The sequence below is a fragment of the Mesorhizobium sp. P2_C5_2 genome, assembly GCF_056404535.1.
The window spans coordinates 617865-639165 of record NZ_JBFUDV010000002.1 but is presented as its reverse complement, the minus strand read 5'-3'; the positions used below and the strand labels follow the sequence as shown (position 1 = coordinate 639165).

Genomic DNA, 21301 nt, shown 5'->3' with positions numbered 1-21301 from the left:
GAGCGCTACTTCGCGGAATACTCTTGACAGATCCTCCACGTCGAGCAGTACTGATCTAGCGTAGTTACATGGCCTTGAAATGAAGTAGTACTATTTTGTGGAGACAGATATGAAGGAAAAAATTGCCATCAATAGGGCTGCAAATATTCAAGCAGAGATTTCGCACCTTCGAGCCATATGCGGGGAGGAGGACGATGACTTGTTGGCTGATATGATCGAAGGCGATACTGATATTGATAGTTTTATCGGAAAGATGGTTGAAATTATCCAGATCGACGAAGCTTATTGTGAGGGTTTAAAAATCTATCAGCAGAAATTGGCCGGCCGAAAGAAACGACTGGAAGAGCGCTCGAAACGTCTGCGAACCCTTCTTGCAAGTGTAATCACCGAGCTGCCGGGTCGGAACTACCGACATGCTCTGGCTCATGTCCGTGCCTTTGACGTTGATCCACGCATCATCGTCACCGACGAAAGCGCGATTCCCTCGATCTACTGGGTACCGCAGGACCCAAAACTCAATGAGCCTGAATTGCGGAGGCATCTTCTTCAGCGGCAGACGTTGATGAAGCTTTTAGCCGATTGTCGCACCGAGGATGAGAAGCAGGCACGACGACAGGAGGTTGATCGCGACATCCCGGACATCGCGGGCGTGTCATTGGGGAATGGCGAAGTATCTGTCCGAATTCGAGGATCATGAGATGATCTTGTCTTCTCGACCGGACCTATTTCCGCCCGCGACGTCGGCCCACCAAAGGTTCAATCTGACTCCCGCTCAACTCGACCTGGTTTGGGATATGAATCGAGGTTTGAGCCGACGCGAGTTCGACCAATTCATTGAAACAAGCCGAACGCTCGGCCTGAACCCATTCAAGCGGCAAATATGCGCTTTCATCCTGAACAAGTACAACGCGAAGGCACGGCAATTCGTGATCGTCACCACCATTGCCGGCCTGCGGGCCATCGCTGACAGGACAGGGACCTATAGGCCTGATTCAAAAGCCGCGCGTATCACATTCAGCGATGAAGCTAAGAACGCTCGTTCAAACCCGCACGGGATTGTCGATTGCATCGTAACACCCTACCGATTTTCAAAGGACCGGTGGCACCGAATTGTTGGTCAGGTTTGGTGGGACGAAATTGCGCCTATTCGCCAACGCGAGGACGGAGAAGCGTATCTGGATAGCGGTACTCCATGGCCTATTCGGCCCCGGGGACAGATCATCAAATGCGCTGAAGCTGCTGCCCTGAGGGCCGGCTGGCCGGCCGATCTTGCGAATGTCTATTCAGATGACGAGCTGGATAGGGCCAGGACAGCCGACATTCTGCCATCAGATGCTGCCGATGACGCGAAAAAGGCGCGATTACTGGAGCGTACGCAGCCGCGTGGCACGGTGTTGATCGACATGTGGGATGGCAACGGTCTGTATGCTGTTCCCATCAGCGGTTTTCACTATCGCGTAAGTGAATTCATCCGATCGTATCATGACACGCGGCACGATGAGCTGCTGCGATGGCGAGATCAGCAGCGCGTGGCGTTTCAGCAGTTCTTCGTACACGACAAGATTGCCGCTATGGACCTCAAACGTCAATTTGAAGCCATCGAGGCCAGAGCATCGGTACAGCCGGTGGAGTTGGCCAGTGGCAAATAAGGTACCAATCGCGTCTCGAGAAGAAGTAGCGCGCCCGCCCAAGGGTTGGCGCAAGCCGATGCCGTTGGCGGTAAAACTGCAAGTGATCGTGAATCAACGCGGTATGGCGCCCAATGGCGACCTCTTGGACGCGATCGAGATAGGGATTCATTTCGATCATCGACCGCCAATTCACGAGCGAGTGTATGACGCCGATCGAGACGAAACTACGCCTCGAGCAAATGACATCGAATTCATCGTCGCATTACCGATCCCCGCTCATCGCAAAATCAGTGCACAGGATGTCTCACGAATGGGCAAAACCGAACGCCAACGCGCGACGGAATTAGACTTCCGGCAGCGACTTCATCGAAAACTCCCAGGGCAGGGCCGCGAGTCTCGCGGAAAAATCCGAAGCAGGCCGTTCCAAAAAAAAGAAAAATGATTTGACGTAGGGAGGCAACCTTGCGGATGTGAGCATGACAACGCTTAGGGGTTCTTTGAGAACGTCGTAGGTTTTTAAATATATCGACGTGAGATTTGGCTGGGGCCAAAATTCGAACCTGGGAATGCAGTACCAACTCGGATGCCTTACCACTTGACGACGCCTCAGTAGCGGGCACATGTCAGCCGAATAGTATTACGCCGCCGGCACAAAAATGCCGTCGATGGCTGCATCCCCCTCGGTGCTGACCTGGCCGCGGGCAACCAGATCCTCGAGATGGGCAAGCACCGACAGGGCGGCAGCACCGTGCAGGCGCGGGTCGGTGTCCCTGTAGATCGCCTTGACCATGTCCGGGATCGTCCGGTCACCGCCGCGGATCCGCTCGAGGATCGCCCGTTCGCGCATCTTGCGGTGAGTCTTCAGCCCGCGCATGAAACTGCGCGGCGCTGTCACCGGCCCGCCATGGCCGGGCAGCAGCAGGCGGTCGTCGCGCGCGATCAGTTTGTCGAGCGAGGCCATGTAGTCGGCCATCGCGCCGTCCGGCGGCGCCACGATCGAGGTCGCCCACGCCATCACATGGTCGGCCGAAAACAGGATACCGGTGCCTTCCAGCGCAAAAACCGCGTGATTGGCGGTGTGGCCCGGCGTGAGCACGGTTCTGATCGCCCAGCCATCGCCCTCGACCAGCGCATCGTCGGGCAGCGCGACATCCGGGAGGAAAGCCGTGTCGGCGCTGGCGTCGAGCGGGTTGATCTCGCCGATCCGCAGCGGCCGCGCCGGACGGTGCGGGCCTTCGGCCAGCACGACAGCACCGGTGCGCTCCTTCAGCCGGGCGGCCAGCGGAGAATGGTCGCGATGCGTGTGGCTGACGAAAATGTGGCTCACCGGCCGGTTTGCGATCACTTTCAGCAATGTCTGCAAATGCCCATCGTCGTCGGGGCCTGGGTCGATCACCGCCAGTGTGTTGCGGCCGATGATGTAGCTGTTGGTGCCGTGAAAGGTGAAGGGGCTGGGATTTTGGGCGGTGACGCGCTGGACGTCCGGCGCAACGGTGACGCCCTCGCCATAGGCCGGATCGAAGCTGGTGTCGAATTTGAGCGCCATGGCGGTGTCGTTGAGCTCCGGTCAAGGGGACGGCAAAAGCGATTGCCGCATAGCACGGAAGCCAATATAGGAAAAAGCGAGGCTGCGATCTGCGGCAATCCGGATTGGGGAAGACCATGGCACTTGCAACGACGATGCGTCCGCTTGTTTCTCTCGCTTTGCCGCAGGAGGGCGCGATGCGCCTGGCAACGCAGCTTTTGCTGGCGATCGCCGGAACGCTGCTTTTGACCCTGTCGGCGAAGACGAAAGTCGTGCTCGGGCCTGTCGACATCTCGATGCAGACGCTGGCCGTCCTGCTGATCGCCACCGCATTTGGCCTGCGGCTTGGCGTCGCTACGTTGCTCCTCTACATGGCCGAAGGCGCCATGGGCCTCCCGGTCTTCCAGAGCACGCCTGAAAAAGGCATCGGCATCGCCTACATGATCGGCGGCACCGGTGGTTATCTCGCCGGCTTCGTCGTCATGGCGGCTATTGTCGGCTGGGCCGCCGATCGCGGCTGGGATCGCCACCCGATCAAACTGTTCAACGCCATGCTGGTTGCCGAAATCGTCATGATGGCCATGGGCTTTGCCTGGCTGGCCACCCTCATCGGCGCGGAAAAGTCCTGGCAGTTCGGGGTCCTGCCGTTCATCCTCGGCGACCTGATCAAGGTGGCGCTCGCCGCCAGCCTGGTGCCGGCGGTATGGTCGCTGCTGCCCAAGCAACCCTGAAAATCGCTTGAACGCAAATGAGCCGGCGGGTGCGAGCCCGCCGGCTTTTTGTTGACCAGCCGTCGGCTCCGGCCGAAACGCTGATTGCTCGCTCCGGAGCAAAGCAGGATGTTTCATCGAAGATGGTGGTCGACGATATACACTCCCGGCGGCGGCGGTCGGCATGTCGAAACATGCAAGATGATGCTCTCTCGCCCGGAGGCTCTGGAACACAGAAATCCATGCGACTGAATCACTGGGTCCTTGCGAAGCGAGGCCGCTTTCAGCGTCGGCGCCTGTCGAGTTGGTGATAAAGATCGGCGTAAGACTTCCCCATTCTGTCGCCGGTAAAGAAACGAACGTACCGATCACGCGCGGCTTGCCCCCATTTAGCCGCTTCGACCGGCGAGTCGACCAGCCGGTTGATGGCTTCGGCAAGACGCGTCGCGTCCGATGGCGGAATGACAAGTCCGGTCTCGCCATTTTCGTTCACATAGCTTGTTCCAGTACCGAGTTCGCAAGAAATCATCGGCTTGCCGCACATCGCGGCCTCGACCAGTGACAGCCCAAAGGCCTCCGACCTCTGGTTTGACGGAAAAACAAATCCGAGGCAGTTGTGTAGCAGCGCCATTTTGCGCGGCTCGGCCACCTCGCCAAGGAAAATCAAATTGTCGCGGCGCAGCGTTTCGGCCTGAGCCTTGAGTTGCCGCTCAATGGGCCCAGAGCCGGCGATGACGATCTTGCAGCGGATCCGGCCGGCGGCCTCGATCAGGACATCCAACCCCTTATAGTAGCGCAGGACACCGACAAACAGCACGAACGGTTCGGTGATCGTCGATCGGCACCAGTTGTTGTCGGCTTCGGTTGGCACAGGATAGGCATTTTCGTCGATGCCGATGGGAATGACCTCCGATTTGGCTCTGAATGCCCCAAGGACAGGACTCGAATCCAGATAGTTCGGGGACGTCGCCACGATCGCATCGACGTCCCCAAGGAAGCGCATCATCAGCGGACGGTAGAAAGGTAGTATGAGTCTCTGTTTGACGATGTCGGAATGATAAGTGACGACGCTTGGCTTGCGGTGACGGGACTGAAAATGCACCACGTCCATAAGCGGCCATGGAAAGTGATAATGGATCAGGTCGGCCTTTGCCGAGAGTGCCTTGAACTTGGCGAAGACGTCACGCGAAAAACCGGTCGACGCCAGTTCGAAATCCAGCCTGGCTTTTGTGGCCATGTGTTCGTCCAGGTGCTGCGTGGCCTCGCGCGGATTGCGGCTCAGCGACAGCACTTCCGTTTCGATGCCGTGCCGTGCAGTGCTTTGCGCGATGGCATGGATCGTCCGCTCGACGCCGCCAAAGGTATCCGGCCAATAGGTCTTGAAGAAGTGCAGGACTTTCAAGCGGAGGTCTTTCGTCTTTGCCCGATGGCCTGTTCAAAAATGCCAAGCATGCCCTTGGCGTGACCTTCCCAGGTGAAGCGCTCCGCATTCCGGCGCGCTCCTGCCGAGATTCTCTGCCGCAATTGCGCATCGACGCACAGCCGGCCGAACGCGCTGGCCATTGCATCGGGATCGTTCGGGTCGACAAGAATAGCACCTTCGCCGGCGACTTCCGGCATCGATGATGTATTAGAGGTCAGCACCGCCTTGCCGAAAGATTGCGCCTCGACGATCGGAAAGCCAAAGCCTTCGTAGAGCGACGGCATCGCCAGGAAAAGGCAGTTAGAATAGAGCGTGGCAAGCATCGCGTCGTCGACAAAGCCGGTGAAGATGACATTTTTCTCGAGCCCGGCAAGCCGCACCTCGTCGGCCAGGCTCGTCTGTTTCCAGCCGCTGGCGCCGACGATGACAAGATCGCAGCGCAGCCGCGTGCTTGCCGGTAACATGCCGTACGCCTGTATCAAATTGCGCAGGTTCTTCCTCGGTTCGAGCGTGCCGACGAAAAGCGCGTAGGGCCTGATGATGCCTAGAGGCTCAAGGCTTGAAAAGCCGGATGGAGCGGGCAGGGCGGTCGTACCGGGAGCCACGGTTTTGATCGGCGATTTCAGCCAGCTAAACTCGCCTGCCAAGGCAGTGGCGATAGCCGCCGAATCCGTAACCACGACATCGGCGCGCTTCAGGGCGGGCTTCATCATCGTGCGGTCGCCCATCCAGGTCCGGATGCGCATGGTTTCCGGCGCGTGCAGCCAGACAAGATCGTGGATGGTGACCACCCGAGCGACCCGTTCATCCAGACGGAGGGGCAAGCGGTGAGCCGGCCCCCAGAAGACATCTAGCCCATCGCGCGCGGCCCAGGCAGGCAGGATGGCTTGCCCCCAGAGCGCCCGGCTGAGAGGAGCCTTGAAGCCGCCTGTCCGCAAGCCTACGCCGCGCGGGAGTTCATAGTTGGCGTTGATTTGGGCGGGAACGTAGACACATACCTCGGCACCGAGCGTCGACAAGGCCTTGATCGAATTGTGGACAAACCTACCGATACCATCCGTGGCTGATCCGAGATTTCTGCCGTCGATACCGATTCTCAAGATTGTGCTCCAGCCGGCCAGCGAGCCCGACTTGCTTCCCTGCCAAAAGCGCGCGCCTCTAGACTAAACCGACTTGGGGATGAGCTTCCGCTTCCAGAGTTGTCCCCATGCATAAAACAACAAATCTCCGGTGACCGTAGTCCCGCGCCCGAGCACCACAGCCAGCAAGATGACCGCGGGCGGTGCCAACCCGACCAGGAGATAAAGCAGGGCGGCTTCCCTCACCCCAACGCCGGCGGGTGCGCCTGGTGTAATCAACCCGAGCAGCCATGCCAAAACATAGGCGCCGCCCACGAGCGGGATCATCGCTGCAGTAAAGGTAGCTCCCGCCATAACAAATACGGAAACGAAAACAGCTCCGGCGACGCCGAGAAAAATTAGATAATAGAGCACGGCGCGCCCGAACAGCCTTCCGGCCATCTTCGTTGCCATCAGCGGGCATATTGCTGCAATGCATAGAAACGCTATGACCCCGACAAAAACTGGAACACTTGGTAACAACTTTGGCACCACAAGCGGGAGGAACAGCATGGCAACGGCAGCAATCACAATCAGCTCGAGGCCTGCAGATTTTGCCAGCGCACCGTGCCTGATCCCCGCCGCTGCGCCAATCACTTGTCTGCTTGTATAGTGAAATATGTTACCCGGAACGTACTTCGCGACCTGGGACGTAGAGTAAGCCCAGAGCGCCCAACGGCTGTCTGGTGACTCGCCCAGATAGAGTAGAAACGAGCGCCAGGCCAATGCCAGCAAGGAGTTTGAGGCGGCAGTGATAACGGCAGCAAGCGCGATCGAGATGTATCCGACAGGGCTCAAACTGACTGCATCTAGCTCTCCTCTGTAAGCCCATAACTTGAACGATACAGCGGCCAGACCGGCGATACCGAGAAGTCCCCCAAACAGGTTGAGCGTCCTCTTTGCCCCCGCGGAGGAATATGCCGACCTCATTTCTGAGATCAAACTGCCCTTGCGGTTCACTTCTCGCTCGACTCGAAGACGGCCAATTGGTTTGCACCAAAAAGAAACCGCCTGAATGTAGTCATGCGCAATCCGCTATTGCTGCCGGCATCGCTCAATTGCTTTCGGTTCATCAAGCTCTGATGTTCGTCATGGCTTTCTCGGGCGAATATCCCAATCCTGGATCCGAGGCCGTGGGCCCAATCGAGAATCGGATTGGGCGTTGTCAACACGAGCTTTCCTCCCGGAGCGAGACGCTTCCTCGCGTCAGCTAAAAAGCCCAGAGGATCAGGCAAATGCTCAATTATGGCCAGTCCAACTACCGTGTCAAAAACCTCCCCGTCGAGAAGGGCCATCTGGTCCAGAGTGTAAAACCGTCCCTTGGGATTTCTCGATTTGGCAATTTCAATGACCCTGGCGTCAATGTCGACGCCGGCATACTTGGTCGCGTCGACTGTATCGCATACCAGACCAATACCGCACCCAAAATCCAGCACTCTGCCTCCGATAAATGGAGCAGCAGCACTCATTCTTTGCCTGCGAAGAAACGGAGAAAGGAGGCCGTCTAGATTGTCATTCATCGATGCGTCTGTGAGGTGTCCTGGTGATCACGATCAATTTCGCGAGGATGCCGAGCGTAAACATTTGAAAGCCAAACAAGCCAGCTCCCATCACAAGATTCACGTTTTCGACTGGCTTTGACGTTCTTCCCAGCATCCATTCGAGAATCTGAAATAGAAAAACAAAAATCGAGAGCAATATGAACGCGGATCCAATAGCGCCAAAAATTTTCATCGGCTTCGAGATTGCGACAACGACGATAATCTGACGCAATACCCTGAAGGGATATTTGAATGAAACAAAAGACTCCCCAGTCTTCCTTTCATGAAATGACACAGGAACCTGCGAAAAGCGCATTCCTTTCAAGAAGGCATCCAGGAGAATTTGCTGAGTGTAATTATAGTCCCCTGGTATGTCGAAAACAGCAAGGTAAGCGCGATTGCATGCGAAAACGCCAGGCTGACTGTCTTCGACAGGCCATTTCGTCAACCATTGCATAAGTGCACGGAAAGTGCGGTTCCCCCATCTGCGAACAAGCGGCATTTTGTAGGAAATTCGGGAAAACCTGGCGCCATAAACGAGGTCTGACTGATCGGACAAGATCGGCTGGATAATTTCGACAATGTCCTTGGGGTCGTGTTGCAGATCAGCGTCGAATTTGACGACAATGTCGGCACCTCGCTTGGTGGCTTCCTCCATACCACTTCGAACTGCGGCCCCCAGCCCGCGGTTCTTTTTGTGCGTGACGACCACATTTGCTCCGGCCGCAACAGCCAGTTCTCCTGTTCTGTCCTTTGATCCATCATTGACGACCAGGACTGAGAGTCGAACGCCATGCACCAAGAGGGCTTCTTTTATGGTGGACACTCCCTTGATGGTCGCTTCAATGCTCTTTTCCTCATTGTAAGCGGGGACTACCACGAACAGGGTGGATACGCGTGGTTTTGTCGGCTCAGCAACCTCAAAAGAGCTCACAGTGGTATCGTCGAGCGTTACCATAACTCGTGGCGTCTCCATGGCTTGATCGTCTAAGAGGGCGCCAGCGCGTCCCTCATTTGTCGGCGGCACTATCATACGAGCGGAGGCAAGCCAACTATTGTCTGGAATTTTCCTCCGGCCGTGCTAGCGCGACAAACATTAAGTAATTGATTTAATTTTATTTTTTGTGAGTGAGAAAATCTCTGCAATTTTTCTGTCGACAGGATTTGCGAGGGAAGAAATAGCCACTCGGTAGCGCCCACTATTGCGCTATGCTAGGCGTTCGCGCGCCCCAGGAGATGATAACAATGCTCAAAGCCGCTGCGCTAAGAATTCCGCAGATCAGGAGGCTGTGGCACGATCGCGCCGATCTCCTAGCGCAACGTGACGCCTTGCTGTGGGAATCGGTATCAGGGAGGCCGTCTTGCTTTTTCTCCTTGGGCGGCTCAGTTCCGGCCCGGTCATTCTTCTGGCAGTGGTGATTGGCCGAATGATCACCGTCTTGGGCGATCTTCTCTTTTTTGCCGGCGGGCAGGTCGCCGGTCGGTGGTTGCGCTGCCAGGCTCGATGAGGCCACTCATGGCGGGCTAGTCGTCTTGATTTTGCGGATGATGTCGTGCTTAGACGTGCCATGAATACATCCGAGTATCGGCCAGACATTGACGGAATCCGCGCGGTCGCGGTGTTGGCCGTACTCCTGTTTCATCTTGACATTTGGCCGTTCACCGGCGGTTTTGTTGGCGTCGATGTGTTCTTTGTCATCAGTGGGTTTCTAATCACGAAAATCCTTTCTGACAGCGAAAGAATCGGGAGGTTTTCATACCTCGGGTTTTATGCCAGACGCGCGAGGAGACTACTGCCGGCACTTCTGGCAACCATCGTCATCACGTTTGTCATGGGAACCGCATTCCTTCTACCTGAGGACTTGTCTCGACTTTCAGGGTCGACGATCGCAGCGATGCTGGCGGTCACCAACATCTTCTACTGGAACGAAAGTGGCTATTTCGATATTGAATCGACTTTGAAGCCGCTCCTGCATACTTGGTCGCTGGCAGTCGAAATTCAATTCTATCTCATCTGGCCGGCGTTCATCGTCTTTCTGGCCAATCGAAGGATGATGTCGGTTGGGATATCGGCGGCAGCGGCTGTGAGTTTTGTGGCCTGTATCTATGTGATGACCGTCGCGCCGACCATGGCGTTCTATTTCACGCCATTCCGCGTATTCGAATTTGCCATTGGTGGTTTGGTCACCGTTGCCCCGCGGATCAAATCCAAATTGCTGACGGAGAGCGCCTACGCTCTCGGGCTTGCGGCGGTTCTTTGGTGCGTCGTCAGGTACACCAACTTAACGTCTTTTCCTGGCTGGACGGCGCTTCTACCCTGTGCGGGCACTGCTCTGGCGATCTACGCAGGGGATGCCCATGGGTCTGTCTTGCTTCGCGCTAGGCCTGTCGTCTGGATCGGGCGCATCAGCTATTCGCTATATCTCGTGCATTGGCCGCTGATCGTGTTCGCCAGATATGACATGCAAAAGCCGATCACAGGATCGGAGCAAATCGCCCTCATCGCATGCACTTTTGGCCTCGCCATTCTGTCTTTCTATGTGATCGAGGCCCCGTTCCGAAAGAAAGCGCGCCGAGCGGCGTATGTGGTTGCAGCTATGGTCGCCGCGATGGTCTCTTTGACAGCAGGCCAAAGCTGGGCGACCGGCTGGCCGTGGCGATTCTCAAAAAGCATACTCGCTCTTTATATACCCGATCGAACTGCCCTTACGAAATATGTATGGGCGAACCACGTTGAGAGATCGCTTGTCGAGGATTTCAAAACCTCAAAAGTCCGGATCCTGATCGTCGGAGACTCCCAAGCCGCGGATGTCACAAACATATTTGTTGAGGCTGGCGAAGAGCGAGCGGCAGAGATCATCACCAGAACCGTGTACACTGAGTGTGGGATTCCGTATCTCCCACCAAAGGCTGCAGAGCAGTTTATGACCGCAACGAACTTCATGACGATGAAGGACAAATCGTTCGTTGCGAGGTGCTTGTCCCTGCAGCAGCGTGTTATCGCTTCTAAGGCTCTCGCGTCGGCGGACTATGTCGTGATCGGCTACTTCTGGCGTGATTTCGCGCTGCCTTACGCTGATGACATGATTGCTGCGATCAAGCAGCACACACACGCAAGAATCGTGATTGTGGGCAACAAGGCGTTCTCTTCCACCCCTACACAAATGGCGCGTCAGAATGGCGGCCTTGTCGGTTTGGAGCAGTACGCCTATGCGCGTCGTGACGAGAAGGCCATGAAGGCCAACGACTACCTGAAGAGCAGAGGCGAGTTGTTCCTAGACCTCATGCGGTTCGTCTGTCCTCGCATCGGCTTCTGCAACGTCGTATCGAGTGCGGGCACTCCCCTGTATTTCGAGCTTACCCACTTGACCCAAGAAGGGGCCAGATTCATGTCTAAACCCACGACAAGTGCTTTTTATCAATCGATCGGCAAGACCACGACCATTGCGCAGCCGTAGTGTTGCGCCCGATCGCACATGAGCGGAAAAGCTTCCTTTTTCAACTTTTGGAACACTGCCGATCATGGCCAAGTTGTGGCCCACGTGTTGCCTTCTTCGTTTGCGGTTGAAAACAAGACCGCCCGTGGCGGTCTGTGATTTGTTTTGCTAGGCGTTGCGCCACTTCAGGGAGACGACATGCTCAAAGCCGCCGCGCTAAGAATCCCGCAGATCAGGCGGCTCTGGCAGGATCGCGCGAATCTTTTGGCGCAACGCGATGTCCTGATCAGAGAAAACGAGGAGCGGTTGCGATCCGGCGGACCGGAACCTGGAAGTGTATTCTTTCACTACAACTGCAGTTTCGATGCGATCGACGCAATCAACAAGCACGCTCGGAACGACGTGATGGCACATCCGTCCTACGTTACGAACTTTCTCGGCGTCAAAGTTTCGCCGCGGTTTTTCCCAGGTATTCTCGATGGCAAGGCCGGCACCCTCGAGCCGATACCGATCCCCGCCAACTGGCATGCCGACATAGCCGAATGGGCTGCCGCACTCAGGGCTGTTGACTTGGCTTCGGGACGCTTCCGCGTGGTTGAACTGGGCTGCGGCTGGGGGTGCTGGTTGAACAACACCGGCGTTGCTGCGCGCAACAAAGGGCTAGCCGTCGAACTGATTGGTATCGAAGGCGATAGCGAGCATGTCGCCTATGCCTACGAGGCAATGGCGGCAAATGGCTTCTCTAGCGAAGAGTTCCGTATCATCCATGGTGTTGCGGCGCCGGAAAAAGGCGTGGCTCTCTTTCCGGTAGTCGACAATGCCGGCGCATCCTGGGGCTCGGAGCCGATCCTCAATGCGACGGCTGCACAGATCAAGGAAGCCGAGGCGTCCGGGCAATATCAGCAACTTGGCGCTTTCCCGCTAGCCGAGATCGTCAAGGGCGAGCCGGTGGATCTCCTGCACATCGATATCCAGGGCGGCGAAGCAGACTTCGTCGAAGCCGCTATCGGCGACCTCAATAAATTCGTCCGCTACATTGTGATCGGTACCCATTCACGCCAGATCGAGGGACGGATCATGAGCATCCTGTTGAATGAAGGCTGGAAACTCGAGATGGAGCGGCCGGCAATCATTCGGCTGATCGACGGGCGCCCACAGATCTCGGTTGATGGCGTCCAAGGCTGGCGGAACGCTTCCCGCTCTGGACAGTAGCAAATCCTGCGGAGGCCAGTAAGTCGAACTGGGTGGACAAGATGGCGGGAGCGGCAAGGAGCCCGAGTGCCACCGCGAGAAATCGCTAGCTATTGGTGCCCATTTTCAATTGTCCCGCCGACGTGTTTGTCCCTTGCCAGCCGCGAAATTCCGGTCGTGGTTGAGATGGCGACAATCCGATATCCGCCGGCGCACTGCGGTTTTTTGTAACGGTAGCTGTCAAGATCGACAACTTCGCTGATGAATGTCTCCCCGCCGTTCACGCATTGCGCTTGCAGGTAAGCGAGGCTGTCAAACGGGATGATGATCTCACCGCCGGCAGCGTCTCGATAGGTGACATCAACGGCACACGATTCCCCGACGCAGGTTTCCGCAGCATCCATCGACGCGATATGCGTGCTCTCGATGCGCGGGAACCCAAGAGTCCAAGGCATGACTTGCAGGCCAACAATCGAGATGACAAAGACACCGCCGACAAGCCAGTTTTTCTCCCATCTGGTGAGATAGTCGCGGCCGGCTAGGATCAGGACGCAGACCATGAGAAAGATGGTTGAGGTGAATATTTCTCGCGAAAACCCGTACTTCAGTTGGTCCGCACCACCCATGATGTAGCTGGCATAGCCGACCGGAACGGCGATCGCAGACCCTAGACCAATCAATATGGCCCTGTCGGTAAATACGCTCCCTATGAGGGCCGGACGCCTGACAAGCAGGAGAAGCCCGACGACAACCGTCGCAACATAGAATGGCACCTGCAAGGCGAATGGCATGCGCCAATTGCTTAGGGTTGGGTCATCCTGAACAACCAGCATCGTGGCCTTTTGATAGTCGACCTCTCTGCAGACGGAATAAAAGCACGGATCGGCGAACATCTGAACGAGCTTGATGGGTAGATCGTCAAGCCGGATGTTTGACCCTCCGGCGCTTTCGTGATCCATCCCCCCGGCGTATTGATGATAGAAATTGAACTGGCCAAGGACGAAGAAATGCGCGGCGTATCCAGAAACGAACGCGCCGGCGAAAGCAGCAACCAAATCCCACTTGATGCGGCGGCTGATCGCGACATCGATCAGAAAGGCAACGATGAGAAACCCGACAATCACGTAGGTATCGAACAGTCTGGTTGTCGCCATGACGCCGAGGCAAATACCCGCAAGCGTCGCCGTTTGCCATGATTGCTTTAGAGACATCGCGATCAGGAATACCACCGCTGGCAGGCCGTAGACGAAATGCGACCACGGGATTGATGACATGAAGATATACGGCGTCGAAAGCACAAAGGCAGCGAACGTGAGCCCGACGAGGACATTCCTCCTGTAGTCATGCGAGAGAGCCATTGCGGCAGGGACGGCAATCGCCAATGCGACGCACAGCCGGTTGAGCAGAACAAAGGCTCCGATTGAATCGAGGCCAAACAGCCTCTTCAGCACCGCGACAGCGGCAATATAGCTCGGGCCCATGTATTCGAAATCGAGGGCCGTTCGTGCGTCTCCGCTACCGACCGTGTCCATGATGCGCATATAGAACGACTGATCAGCCCAACCGTTCATGGCCTCATAGGTTTGTTTGTAGTGCGGGAAAAGAAGGATGACCAAAGCCAGTGCCAACGCGATGACTACCCTGTGACCAAATCCAATTGGGTTGTCATCTTGCATCGCCGCCGGCCCCGTTACTTCCCGAGCCTCCCATTGTCATGAAAGACCAGCTAGCGCAACGGCAGGCGCGATGCCTAATCGCCGACCTCCGGGAGCATATCAGCGCCAACTTCAAAGAACCATTGATTGCCGTTTCACAGGATGGTGTCGGCGTCAGGACCATTGCCGCCAAGACTGCGCAACGACCGACGAGGTCAATGTCAATGAATGCGCCGCTGTACTCTCGCATGAGGTGGGACACTGGCCTTCGCCGCCTGGCTAATCCGAAGAGCACGTTCTATTGTTCAGCCCGATTTGCGGGCGATCATGATCCAGCCGATCGAGCCCGGCTCTTCCGCGAAATGCTCAACCTCGAAACCGCATCGCTTCACGCATTTTGAGATGAAATCGGCGCTCCATCCGCTTTCGAACCAGCCGAACTTGCGAATGCAATAAATCGAAAGCGGGTCGGTGCGAATGCCCCAGTGCTTCCAGATATCGTTAACCGGTTCGCCCGCCAGCATGAGCTTTCCGCCTGGTTTCAACCTGTTGTGCACGAGCGACAGCGTTTCCCATGGCTTTATCGCGTGGTGCAGGCTCTCATAGTAAAGCACGGCGTCATAAAGCCCGTCGCCGGGAATGGTCTCGAAGCTGCCTTGAACGGCGCTGACCTGGTGGCCGATCCGCTTCGCCCTGGTGTTCACCAGTTCGACAAAGCGCGGATTGATGTCGAGACCGGTGACTTCGAGTCCGCTGAAGGCCATCAGTTCGCAACTCGTACCCCAGCCGCAACCCATGTCCAGAACATGGGCGCCGATCTGTAGTCCCGAATACTGGATGGCCCGCGCGACACGCCCGACATGCAGCGCTACCGCCGTAGGCGGCTGATGGGTGTAGGGATTTGCGCCGGCAATGTGGTCCGCCATCGCGAAGTCGGTCAGTTCATTTACATCTTGGTTGATGTCGCGCCGCGCGATCTCCCGATATACGGCTATCTGCTGAGCGACATATTCGTCCCCGAACGGATCCAGCTTCTGGTTCACTCTGATCTCGGGCAGATAGTTCATGCCACGCCAGAACTGCTCGACCTGCGGAGAACTTGGAGGCCCGAGGCTGTCGGAACAGGCAATGAAGGAATCGAGGTTGCCGGGCGTAATTGCCTTCCCGTGCCGCCAATTTGATGGCCGCACGGACAACACCGGATTCCCGGCCGAGGCTCTGTTTTTCGCCAGGTATTCGGACGACTGTCTGATGCTGTCGTGAAACGCCTCGACATCCCGGTGGGCTGCCTGGTGCGCGGAGATGACCTCATCCGATTCAGGCGGGCGATCAAGGAGTTGCTTGTAGCCGGCAATGACATCGCTGCGTGCGATCATGCGTTTCTGCTTCCTACCCAGTCAGCCCATGAACCCATCTGGCTACAAAGCCACGCGAAGGGGGCTGCCGAACCAACGGACGCCCTCCTGGACGAGTTCGATATCGACGCGTGCGGCACCACGTTCTCTAAGCGACGCGGGGACGTTTACGGCCAGATAGATTGTATCATTCGGCACCAGAACAAATGGAATATAGGTGCGCGCTTGGTCATACTGGAGGAGTTCGCCAGCGGCGTCGAACGCATGATAGCTTAACGCAACTCCCATGTGGCCGTCGGTCGGGCCGAGGCTCGACCAGGCTGTCCCGGAGAGGTTGGTTACATTGACAACGATCTTCAATGCAGCGCCGTCATCGGTCCTATAGGGACCTTCCACAAGTTCAAGGCGATGGACGCGCTGCTCCTCATCGAGGGCTGCTGCGACCCGTGTGTCGCCAAGGTCGGTGAGCGGTGTGAAAGGCCTAGGCGATCGTGGCTCGTAGACCTTGTACCAGTTCCGCCCAACAACAATATCTTCCAGCTGCGCTGCGCTTTCGGACCAGGTTGGCCAGGACGCATGGGGAGGCGTGCCACCGGACGTACGATTCAGAAAACTCTTAACGGCCGCAGCCAGCGCGGCAGGCGAGCCGACCTTGAAGAAATGCGCCTCCGCTGCCCCCTTGCTCACTTCGCGGAACACGGGAATGTCACTGGCCAGCACCGGTTTGCCAAAATGGCCTGCCTCGACAATGGGCAGCCCGAAACCTTCGGCAAAGGAGGCCGCAATCAAGGCGTCGCACTCGCTGTACCGAGCGGCCAGGTCGGTATCGCCAACCTTTTCGTGTAGGTGAAGACGCTTGCCGAATTCCGCATGGCGCCGAATACGGTCGGCCAGATCCGAGATGCCCCACCCGATCTTTCCGACGATAACCAGCTCGACATCGAAACCATCGGCCCATAGTGCCTCGAAGGCTTCCAGTGCAACGCGGTGGCCCTTGCGGGGCTCCAGCGTTCCGACCATCAGGAAGCGAGGACGGGCCGCGGCCATGTTCCGCCGAGCCGGCTTGGGTGAGGACACGTCGGTTGCGAAATCCGCGCCGAGATGCCAGTAGCCGACCCTCATGCGGCGTGGAAACCGGATGCCTGCGAGCAATTCCAGCAATTCGTCGGCGACTGCGCGCGAAATGCAGACAAATCCGGTCGAATAGGCGAGAGCGGTTTGAAACCATGCACTGAAAATGGGCGGCATGCCTTCATGGCAAAAGGCGGCCGAGCGCAGGGGAACCGTGTCGTAGAGGCAGGATATGACTTCGCCGCCCTTGATCAGGACCGGGCGAAGAAATGCCGGATGGAGGGTGTGGAAAGGCCACGAGCTGTCTAGCATCAAGACGGTGTCGCCGGCGTGTGGCCGGATACGGTTCGATGGTTGCTTCGACGGCGGGCGTGCTGTCCATTCTCTTGCAAAGTACCAGCCGGATTCGTCGTCGCAGAACGAGATGTACTTGCCCTCGTCGCTCGACCGGGGCGGGAACATGTTTTCACAGATCCGCCGAACAACGCGTTGAATACCAGTCTTGTGGTCGTCTATCAGTGTTGCGCTCGCGTCCACCAGCAACCGCGGCTTCGTGGCTTCAGGCTCGGCGAGGGCCATCAGGGTCGCCAGGTCCGTTTCATCACCTTTGTTGACGCCAAGCGCCTTGACCAGGTCAACCTGCTGCGGAGCCGTGTGGCGGTTGACTCCGTGCAAGCCCTGAACGACGCGCTCTGCGACTTTTCGCCAACTGAACGTGTCAATTCTTTCCCGCGCGAGTTCATTCAGCCTTTGCGCATCGAGCTTGCCTGCCGCCACCGTTTCGATTTTCTCCGCAAGATCCGAAGGTGACGAGGGGTCGAAGAGCAATGCGCCGTCTCCGACAACTTCGGGAAGCGCGCCCGTTCTGGCCGCGATTGCAGGCGTTCCGCAGGCAATTGCTTCCAGCGCAGTCAGCCCGAATCCTTCCATGAACGACGGCTGGACTAGTGCAAGCGCCCCTTTGTAAAGACGAACCAGCGTTCTGTCATCGACCGCGCCTGCGAATACGAGGCGGTCAGAAGATAAGTTGTGCAATTCCCAATTTTTACGGTATTCAATCTCTTCTCGGTCGGTAATCTCTCCGGCGATTACGAACTTCAAGTTCTCCTGCAGTGATATGGAAATTTTCTTAAATGCAGATGGGATTATTTCAAGATTCTTTCGCCAATCTGAGCCGCCAACGTAAAGAACGTATTTCCCATCAATTGGACTTTCACCCGAGATATCGTTGATGCATTTAATAAAGCTTTCAGATATTCCTGTGCCGATGCATGTCTCTTGTGACGACTGGACGAAATGTCGAAATTCTTGAGAAGAAAAATCTGAAATGGTGAACACCAGATCGAAATTCTTGTAGCTGGAAAGACGCCGGTGATAATATTCCCGTTGACGAAGATCGCGAATGTATTTGTGCGGAAACCTGAACGGGATCGCATCATAAAACAGGGCCGCCGTTCTGACCGCCGCCAATGACCCTCCGAGGTAGGGAATCGCGGAGTCGACTGCGCCTTCGAACGGGCTGGCAGACAAGGCAACGTCTGGATTGAGCTGATTGACATGATGGACGAGGGCCATCTCACTACGACTGCGCCATGGCGTGTGTCCGTAGTCGGCTTCACCGCCTTCGACTTTACCATGCCATACGTGAATGCGCTCCGATGGCACGATGCCCGAAAGCAGCGATCGCGCAGCAACTGTGGCGTCAGGCATCGCGGCATTAAGCGAAACCGAGAGCTCGATGCTGCTTTCGTGAGTCGAAAGGGCGCTCAGCAGATCCAGGACGTAGCGTCCGATCCCGCGCTTGCGGCTATGCGTCTGGAGACACTGGCCGTCGACCCAGAGTCTCAAGGGCTGTGTGTTGGTCATGCCGACTTTCCGGTCTCGAGGCGTTTGCGCCACAGGCCAAGAGCAACCGGGTCAGGTTCAAGCGTCCAACCCGTGTCGATGGGGACCAAACCGCTGCTTGCGCGTGCGAACGCCAGGAGACGGCGTTCGACCGGCGGAACCAACCGCACCATGCGCTGGACAAATGCGGCGATCCTGGGCCTTCGGCGCAACCACAGAAACCCATGCACCATCACAAGCCGGGCATTTGCCTTTGGAAGTCGACCCACAGCCCGAGAGCCGTAGACAAGACCACGCATTGGCGCTGCAACTCTCCATGAGGTCGAGTTCTGAAAGGCGGTGATCTGGGTTGCCAGCTGCTGAGCCCGTTCCTCGACACTCGTGACTTTTTTGCTTAGCTTGGCAATTTCGGCATCACGCTCGCGGATGGCGGCTTCCTTGCGAGCCAGCAGTTCCGTGCTCGCGGTATCTGCATCCGCAATGTGCTGGTGGAGGCGGTCAATTTCATCATCCCTCCCCTGGATGGCAGTCTCTTTCAAGGCCAACTGTTCCGCCTTGGCAACCTCCGCTTCGGCAATCTGCAGACGAAGACGTTCGATCTCGCCATCGCGCGTGGCTACCGCCTTGTCTTTGACTATTTCCGCCAGCTGCTTGCCGAGAGAAGCCACCGTGTTCCTCAGGGCGATATTTCCTGTTCGCAACAGCTTCGACTGGGCAGTGAGATTGTCGCTCAATTGGCGAAGTTGGTCCGCGTTGGAGGACATCGTTGCCTTGACCCCTTCCGATATGCCCACGATCTCGTCATCGGCTGAGCGGAGCCATTCCCTTAGCTTTCCGGTGTCGGTGGGGGCCGGCTGTGACACTGACTGGACAAAGGCGGCAAGCGAGTCTGGTGCTTCCGCAGCTTGTTTATCACGTTTTCTTGCCAGGCAGGCATAGTCACGCGCCACTTCGAACATGAGATGAATGCTTCGCTCGATCGGCCCCGCGTTGATCATCGGCGCGCCGTTCAACCTGACGATTGCTGTCTCCGGGAAGCCCGCTTGTTCCACCAGAAACTCAAGAAGATCGGGGGGCAGCGGGCTTTTGTGAGTCGGATCGAGGTGGAAAGTATGCGTCCCGACCGAGATATTTTCCGGATTGGGTGTCTCCAGGATCAGCAGGCCGTCTTCGGCCAGCACCCTCTGGCATTCACCCAGCAGTCCGATAAGGTAATCGGTCGGTACATGCTCGACCATGTGGAAGGCCGAAATGACGGCCACGCTATTGTCCGGCCTGCCGCCGAGATATTCGAGCGCGTCCTGCAATTCGATTGTGAGGCCGTTGTCGATGGCCTCCTGCGCCATGCGCGCATTGGTATCCACGCCTATCGCATCGAACCCGGACTCGGTGAGTATCTCCAGCCATTCGCCCCGTCCGCAGCCGAGATCGACTGCCAGGGTCGGCCCTTCGGCCTGCCGCGGCATCTGCTCCAACAAGGGCAGATAGACCGTCAGCCGCTCTGTTATGAGTTCTCGCGAACCCCGGAAGCGGTCCTCGAACGCCTTGTACAAATCGTCAAAGCTCTTTTTCATCGAGTGATTTCAAACGCGTGTTCAAGACGGCTTGTCCCAATGAAAAATGGCGGGCTCGAATTGATGACGTCGAAAACCTCGACGTTTTCAATCCAGTCGAAGTTGTTGTTGATATGAACGTCTCCCGTATGCAGCGATATGGAAAGGCCGTATGAGCCTTGGCCAAGAGCGCAGGAGAGGCGCAGGCGGCATTCGACCTTGTCCCCGGCCGAGAGGTTGGAAAGAACTTGGCCCGTATGCCAGGTGTTGGTTCCCCAGACGATATGGCCGGCGCGGTCCTTCAGCATGAAACCGATGACAAGCTCCGGGACATCTTCCTTGGCGACAACCCGCGCCCGAATCGTCACGGTCTGCCCCGAAACGGCGGTCCTGATTTGCCCCCCGCTGTCGCTGCCGAGCAGCGTCACCGATTCAACGGCCACTGCCTTGGTCCCGCTTCTGCTGTAAAGCCACTCGTCCCTTTCGCGCCGCTGCTCGATGGTCAGCTTCGCGTTCTCCTTGGCCGCAATCAGGGCGTTGTAGTAGTCGACGACCTCGTCCGGCGGCCCGTCCTTCAGCACCTGTCCCTTGTCCAGCAGAATTACACGGTCGCACAATGCTCTCACATCGCCCATACCGTGAGTGACCAGGATGATCGAGGTGCCGGCGGCCCTGAAACTGCGTATCCGGTCGAAGCTCTTGTGCTGGAAATAGCTGTCGCCAACCGAAAGCACCTCGTCGACGATCAGCACCTCCGGCCGTTCGGCAGTGGCGAGCGCGAAGGCCAGGCGCGCCTGCATGCCGCTTGAATAGGTTCGCAGCGGCTGGTCGAAGAAGTCGCCGATTTCGGCAAAGTCCTCGATATGTGGCATGAGTTCGGCCAGGCGCGCTTGCGAGAGCCCCATCAGTCCGCCGGCATGGTAAGCGTTCTGCCGCCCGGTGAACTCGGGATTGAAGCCGAGCCCGAGTTCGAGGATGGCGCTGATGCGGCCACTAACGCTTGCCGCCCCTTCGGTTGGCCGCACGGTGCCGGTGATCAGCTTCAGAAGCGTGCTCTTGCCAGCACCGTTCTGGCCGATAAGGCCAAGGGCCTCGCCGGCCTCCAAGGAAAACGAGACGTCCCTAACCGGCCAGAATTCCTCCGTGGGCTTGACTGGCGCTCCGAACCAACCCGCAAACCTTTCCAGATTGCTTGCATAGTTCGCGTAGCGTTTCGACAGATGGCTGACGGAAAGCACGGTCATGG

The 21301-nt window shown here is 57.2% G+C and carries 17 protein-coding genes; 6 read left to right on the top strand and 11 right to left on the bottom strand.

Annotated features, from left to right (window positions below; genetic code table 11):
* Nucleotides 1–109 precede the first annotated feature (109 nt).
* From AC1D1B_RS09950 to AC1D1B_RS09940, 3 genes are read left to right on the top strand one after another with little or no spacing between them, the layout of a single operon-like run.
* The gene (locus AC1D1B_RS09950; RefSeq protein WP_477331610.1) at nt 110–697 is read left to right on the top strand and encodes a siphovirus Gp157 family protein; all 588 of its coding nucleotides are present in this window, start codon (nt 110–112) and stop codon (nt 695–697) included.
* The gene (gene bet, locus AC1D1B_RS09945) at nt 663–1649 is read left to right on the top strand and encodes a phage recombination protein Bet (RefSeq protein ID WP_477331608.1); all 987 of its coding nucleotides are present in this window, start codon (nt 663–665) and stop codon (nt 1647–1649) included. Before AC1D1B_RS09950 ends, bet begins: the two co-directional genes overlap by 35 nt.
* Nucleotides 1639–2073 carry a hypothetical protein gene (locus tag AC1D1B_RS09940; RefSeq protein ID WP_477331606.1) on the top strand — a complete coding sequence of 145 codons (435 nt, stop codon included), beginning with the start codon at nt 1639–1641 and terminating at the stop codon, nt 2071–2073. The genes bet and AC1D1B_RS09940 overlap by 11 nt, the downstream gene beginning before the upstream one ends.
* Nucleotides 2074–2268: 195 nt before the next feature.
* Here AC1D1B_RS09940 and AC1D1B_RS09935 read toward each other — a convergent pair whose 3' ends face one another.
* Complete coding sequence (locus AC1D1B_RS09935) at nt 2269–3177, bottom strand: MBL fold metallo-hydrolase (protein WP_477331604.1); 909 nt, start codon at nt 3175–3177, stop codon at nt 2269–2271.
* 116 nt (nt 3178–3293) lie between these two features.
* Between AC1D1B_RS09935 and AC1D1B_RS09930 the strand changes: the two genes are divergently transcribed.
* A complete protein-coding gene (locus tag AC1D1B_RS09930) occupies nt 3294–3887 on the top strand; it encodes a biotin transporter BioY (RefSeq protein ID WP_477331602.1) in 594 nt (197 codons plus the stop codon).
* Between the two features lie 262 nt (nt 3888–4149).
* Here AC1D1B_RS09930 and AC1D1B_RS09925 read toward each other — a convergent pair whose 3' ends face one another.
* From AC1D1B_RS09925 to AC1D1B_RS09905, 5 genes are all read right to left on the bottom strand, one after another.
* The gene (locus AC1D1B_RS09925) at nt 4150–5268 is read right to left on the bottom strand and encodes a glycosyltransferase (protein ID WP_477331600.1); all 1119 of its coding nucleotides are present in this window, start codon (nt 5266–5268) and stop codon (nt 4150–4152) included.
* Nucleotides 5265–6389, bottom strand: coding sequence for a glycosyltransferase family 4 protein (locus tag AC1D1B_RS09920; protein WP_477331598.1), 1125 nt, complete (start codon nt 6387–6389; stop codon nt 5265–5267). Before AC1D1B_RS09920 ends, AC1D1B_RS09925 begins: the two co-directional genes overlap by 4 nt.
* A 63-nt stretch (nt 6390–6452) precedes the next feature.
* Complete coding sequence (locus AC1D1B_RS09915; RefSeq protein WP_477331596.1) at nt 6453–7367, bottom strand: hypothetical protein; 915 nt, start codon at nt 7365–7367, stop codon at nt 6453–6455.
* The gene (locus tag AC1D1B_RS09910) at nt 7364–7876 is read right to left on the bottom strand and encodes a class I SAM-dependent methyltransferase (RefSeq protein WP_477331594.1); all 513 of its coding nucleotides are present in this window, start codon (nt 7874–7876) and stop codon (nt 7364–7366) included. The genes AC1D1B_RS09915 and AC1D1B_RS09910 overlap by 4 nt, the downstream gene beginning before the upstream one ends.
* A 43-nt stretch (nt 7877–7919) precedes the next feature.
* The gene (locus AC1D1B_RS09905) at nt 7920–8906 is read right to left on the bottom strand and encodes a glycosyltransferase family 2 protein (RefSeq protein WP_477331592.1); all 987 of its coding nucleotides are present in this window, start codon (nt 8904–8906) and stop codon (nt 7920–7922) included.
* Between the two features lie 595 nt (nt 8907–9501).
* Here AC1D1B_RS09905 and AC1D1B_RS09900 point away from each other — a divergent pair.
* The gene (locus AC1D1B_RS09900; RefSeq protein ID WP_477331590.1) at nt 9502–11406 is read left to right on the top strand and encodes an acyltransferase family protein; all 1905 of its coding nucleotides are present in this window, start codon (nt 9502–9504) and stop codon (nt 11404–11406) included.
* 177 nt (nt 11407–11583) lie between these two features.
* Nucleotides 11584–12597: a class I SAM-dependent methyltransferase gene (locus tag AC1D1B_RS09895; protein WP_477331588.1), complete on the top strand. Its 1014-nt coding sequence runs from the start codon at nt 11584–11586 to the stop codon at nt 12595–12597.
* A gap of 89 nt (nt 12598–12686) precedes the next feature.
* On the opposite strand, the gene AC1D1B_RS09890 is transcribed toward AC1D1B_RS09895, so the two are convergent.
* The 5 genes from AC1D1B_RS09890 to AC1D1B_RS09870 form a co-directional block, all read right to left on the bottom strand.
* Nucleotides 12687–14252, bottom strand: a complete 1566-nt coding sequence (locus AC1D1B_RS09890; protein ID WP_477331586.1) for a hypothetical protein — start codon at nt 14250–14252, stop codon at nt 12687–12689.
* 284 nt (nt 14253–14536) lie between these two features.
* Nucleotides 14537–15607, bottom strand: a complete 1071-nt coding sequence (locus AC1D1B_RS09885; RefSeq protein ID WP_477331584.1) for a class I SAM-dependent methyltransferase — start codon at nt 15605–15607, stop codon at nt 14537–14539.
* 42 nt (nt 15608–15649) lie between these two features.
* Nucleotides 15650–18523, bottom strand: coding sequence for a glycosyltransferase family 4 protein (locus tag AC1D1B_RS09880; RefSeq protein WP_477331582.1), 2874 nt, complete (start codon nt 18521–18523; stop codon nt 15650–15652).
* Complete coding sequence (locus tag AC1D1B_RS09875) at nt 18520–20076, bottom strand: class I SAM-dependent methyltransferase (RefSeq protein ID WP_477331580.1); 1557 nt, start codon at nt 20074–20076, stop codon at nt 18520–18522. Before AC1D1B_RS09875 ends, AC1D1B_RS09880 begins: the two co-directional genes overlap by 4 nt.
* Nucleotides 20073–21299, bottom strand: coding sequence for an ABC transporter ATP-binding protein (locus tag AC1D1B_RS09870; RefSeq protein WP_477331578.1), 1227 nt, complete (start codon nt 21297–21299; stop codon nt 20073–20075). The genes AC1D1B_RS09875 and AC1D1B_RS09870 overlap by 4 nt, the downstream gene beginning before the upstream one ends.
* Between the last annotated feature and the right edge of the window lie 2 nt (nt 21300–21301).

Bases quoted from the DNA above. Each gene is read 5' to 3' on its own strand.
- AC1D1B_RS09950 (WP_477331610.1), top strand. From the start codon at position 110: ATGAAGGAAAAAATTGCCATCAATAGGGCTGCAAATATTCAAGCAGAG.
- bet (WP_477331608.1), top strand. From the start codon at position 663: ATGGCGAAGTATCTGTCCGAATTCGAGGATCATGAGATGATCTTGTCT.
- AC1D1B_RS09935 (WP_477331604.1), bottom strand. From the start codon at position 3,177: ATGGCGCTCAAATTCGACACCAGCTTCGATCCGGCCTATGGCGAGGGC.
- AC1D1B_RS09930 (WP_477331602.1), top strand. From the start codon at position 3,294: ATGGCACTTGCAACGACGATGCGTCCGCTTGTTTCTCTCGCTTTGCCG.
- AC1D1B_RS09910 (WP_477331594.1), bottom strand. From the start codon at position 7,876: ATGAGTGCTGCTGCTCCATTTATCGGAGGCAGAGTGCTGGATTTTGGG.
- AC1D1B_RS09905 (WP_477331592.1), bottom strand. From the start codon at position 8,906: ATGGTAACGCTCGACGATACCACTGTGAGCTCTTTTGAGGTTGCTGAG.
- AC1D1B_RS09895 (WP_477331588.1), top strand. From the start codon at position 11,584: ATGCTCAAAGCCGCCGCGCTAAGAATCCCGCAGATCAGGCGGCTCTGG.
- AC1D1B_RS09890 (WP_477331586.1), bottom strand. From the start codon at position 14,252: ATGCAAGATGACAACCCAATTGGATTTGGTCACAGGGTAGTCATCGCG.
- AC1D1B_RS09885 (WP_477331584.1), bottom strand. From the start codon at position 15,607: ATGATCGCACGCAGCGATGTCATTGCCGGCTACAAGCAACTCCTTGAT.
- AC1D1B_RS09880 (WP_477331582.1), bottom strand. From the start codon at position 18,523: ATGACCAACACACAGCCCTTGAGACTCTGGGTCGACGGCCAGTGTCTC.
- AC1D1B_RS09875 (WP_477331580.1), bottom strand. From the start codon at position 20,076: ATGAAAAAGAGCTTTGACGATTTGTACAAGGCGTTCGAGGACCGCTTC.
- AC1D1B_RS09870 (WP_477331578.1), bottom strand. From the start codon at position 21,299: ATGACCGTGCTTTCCGTCAGCCATCTGTCGAAACGCTACGCGAACTAT.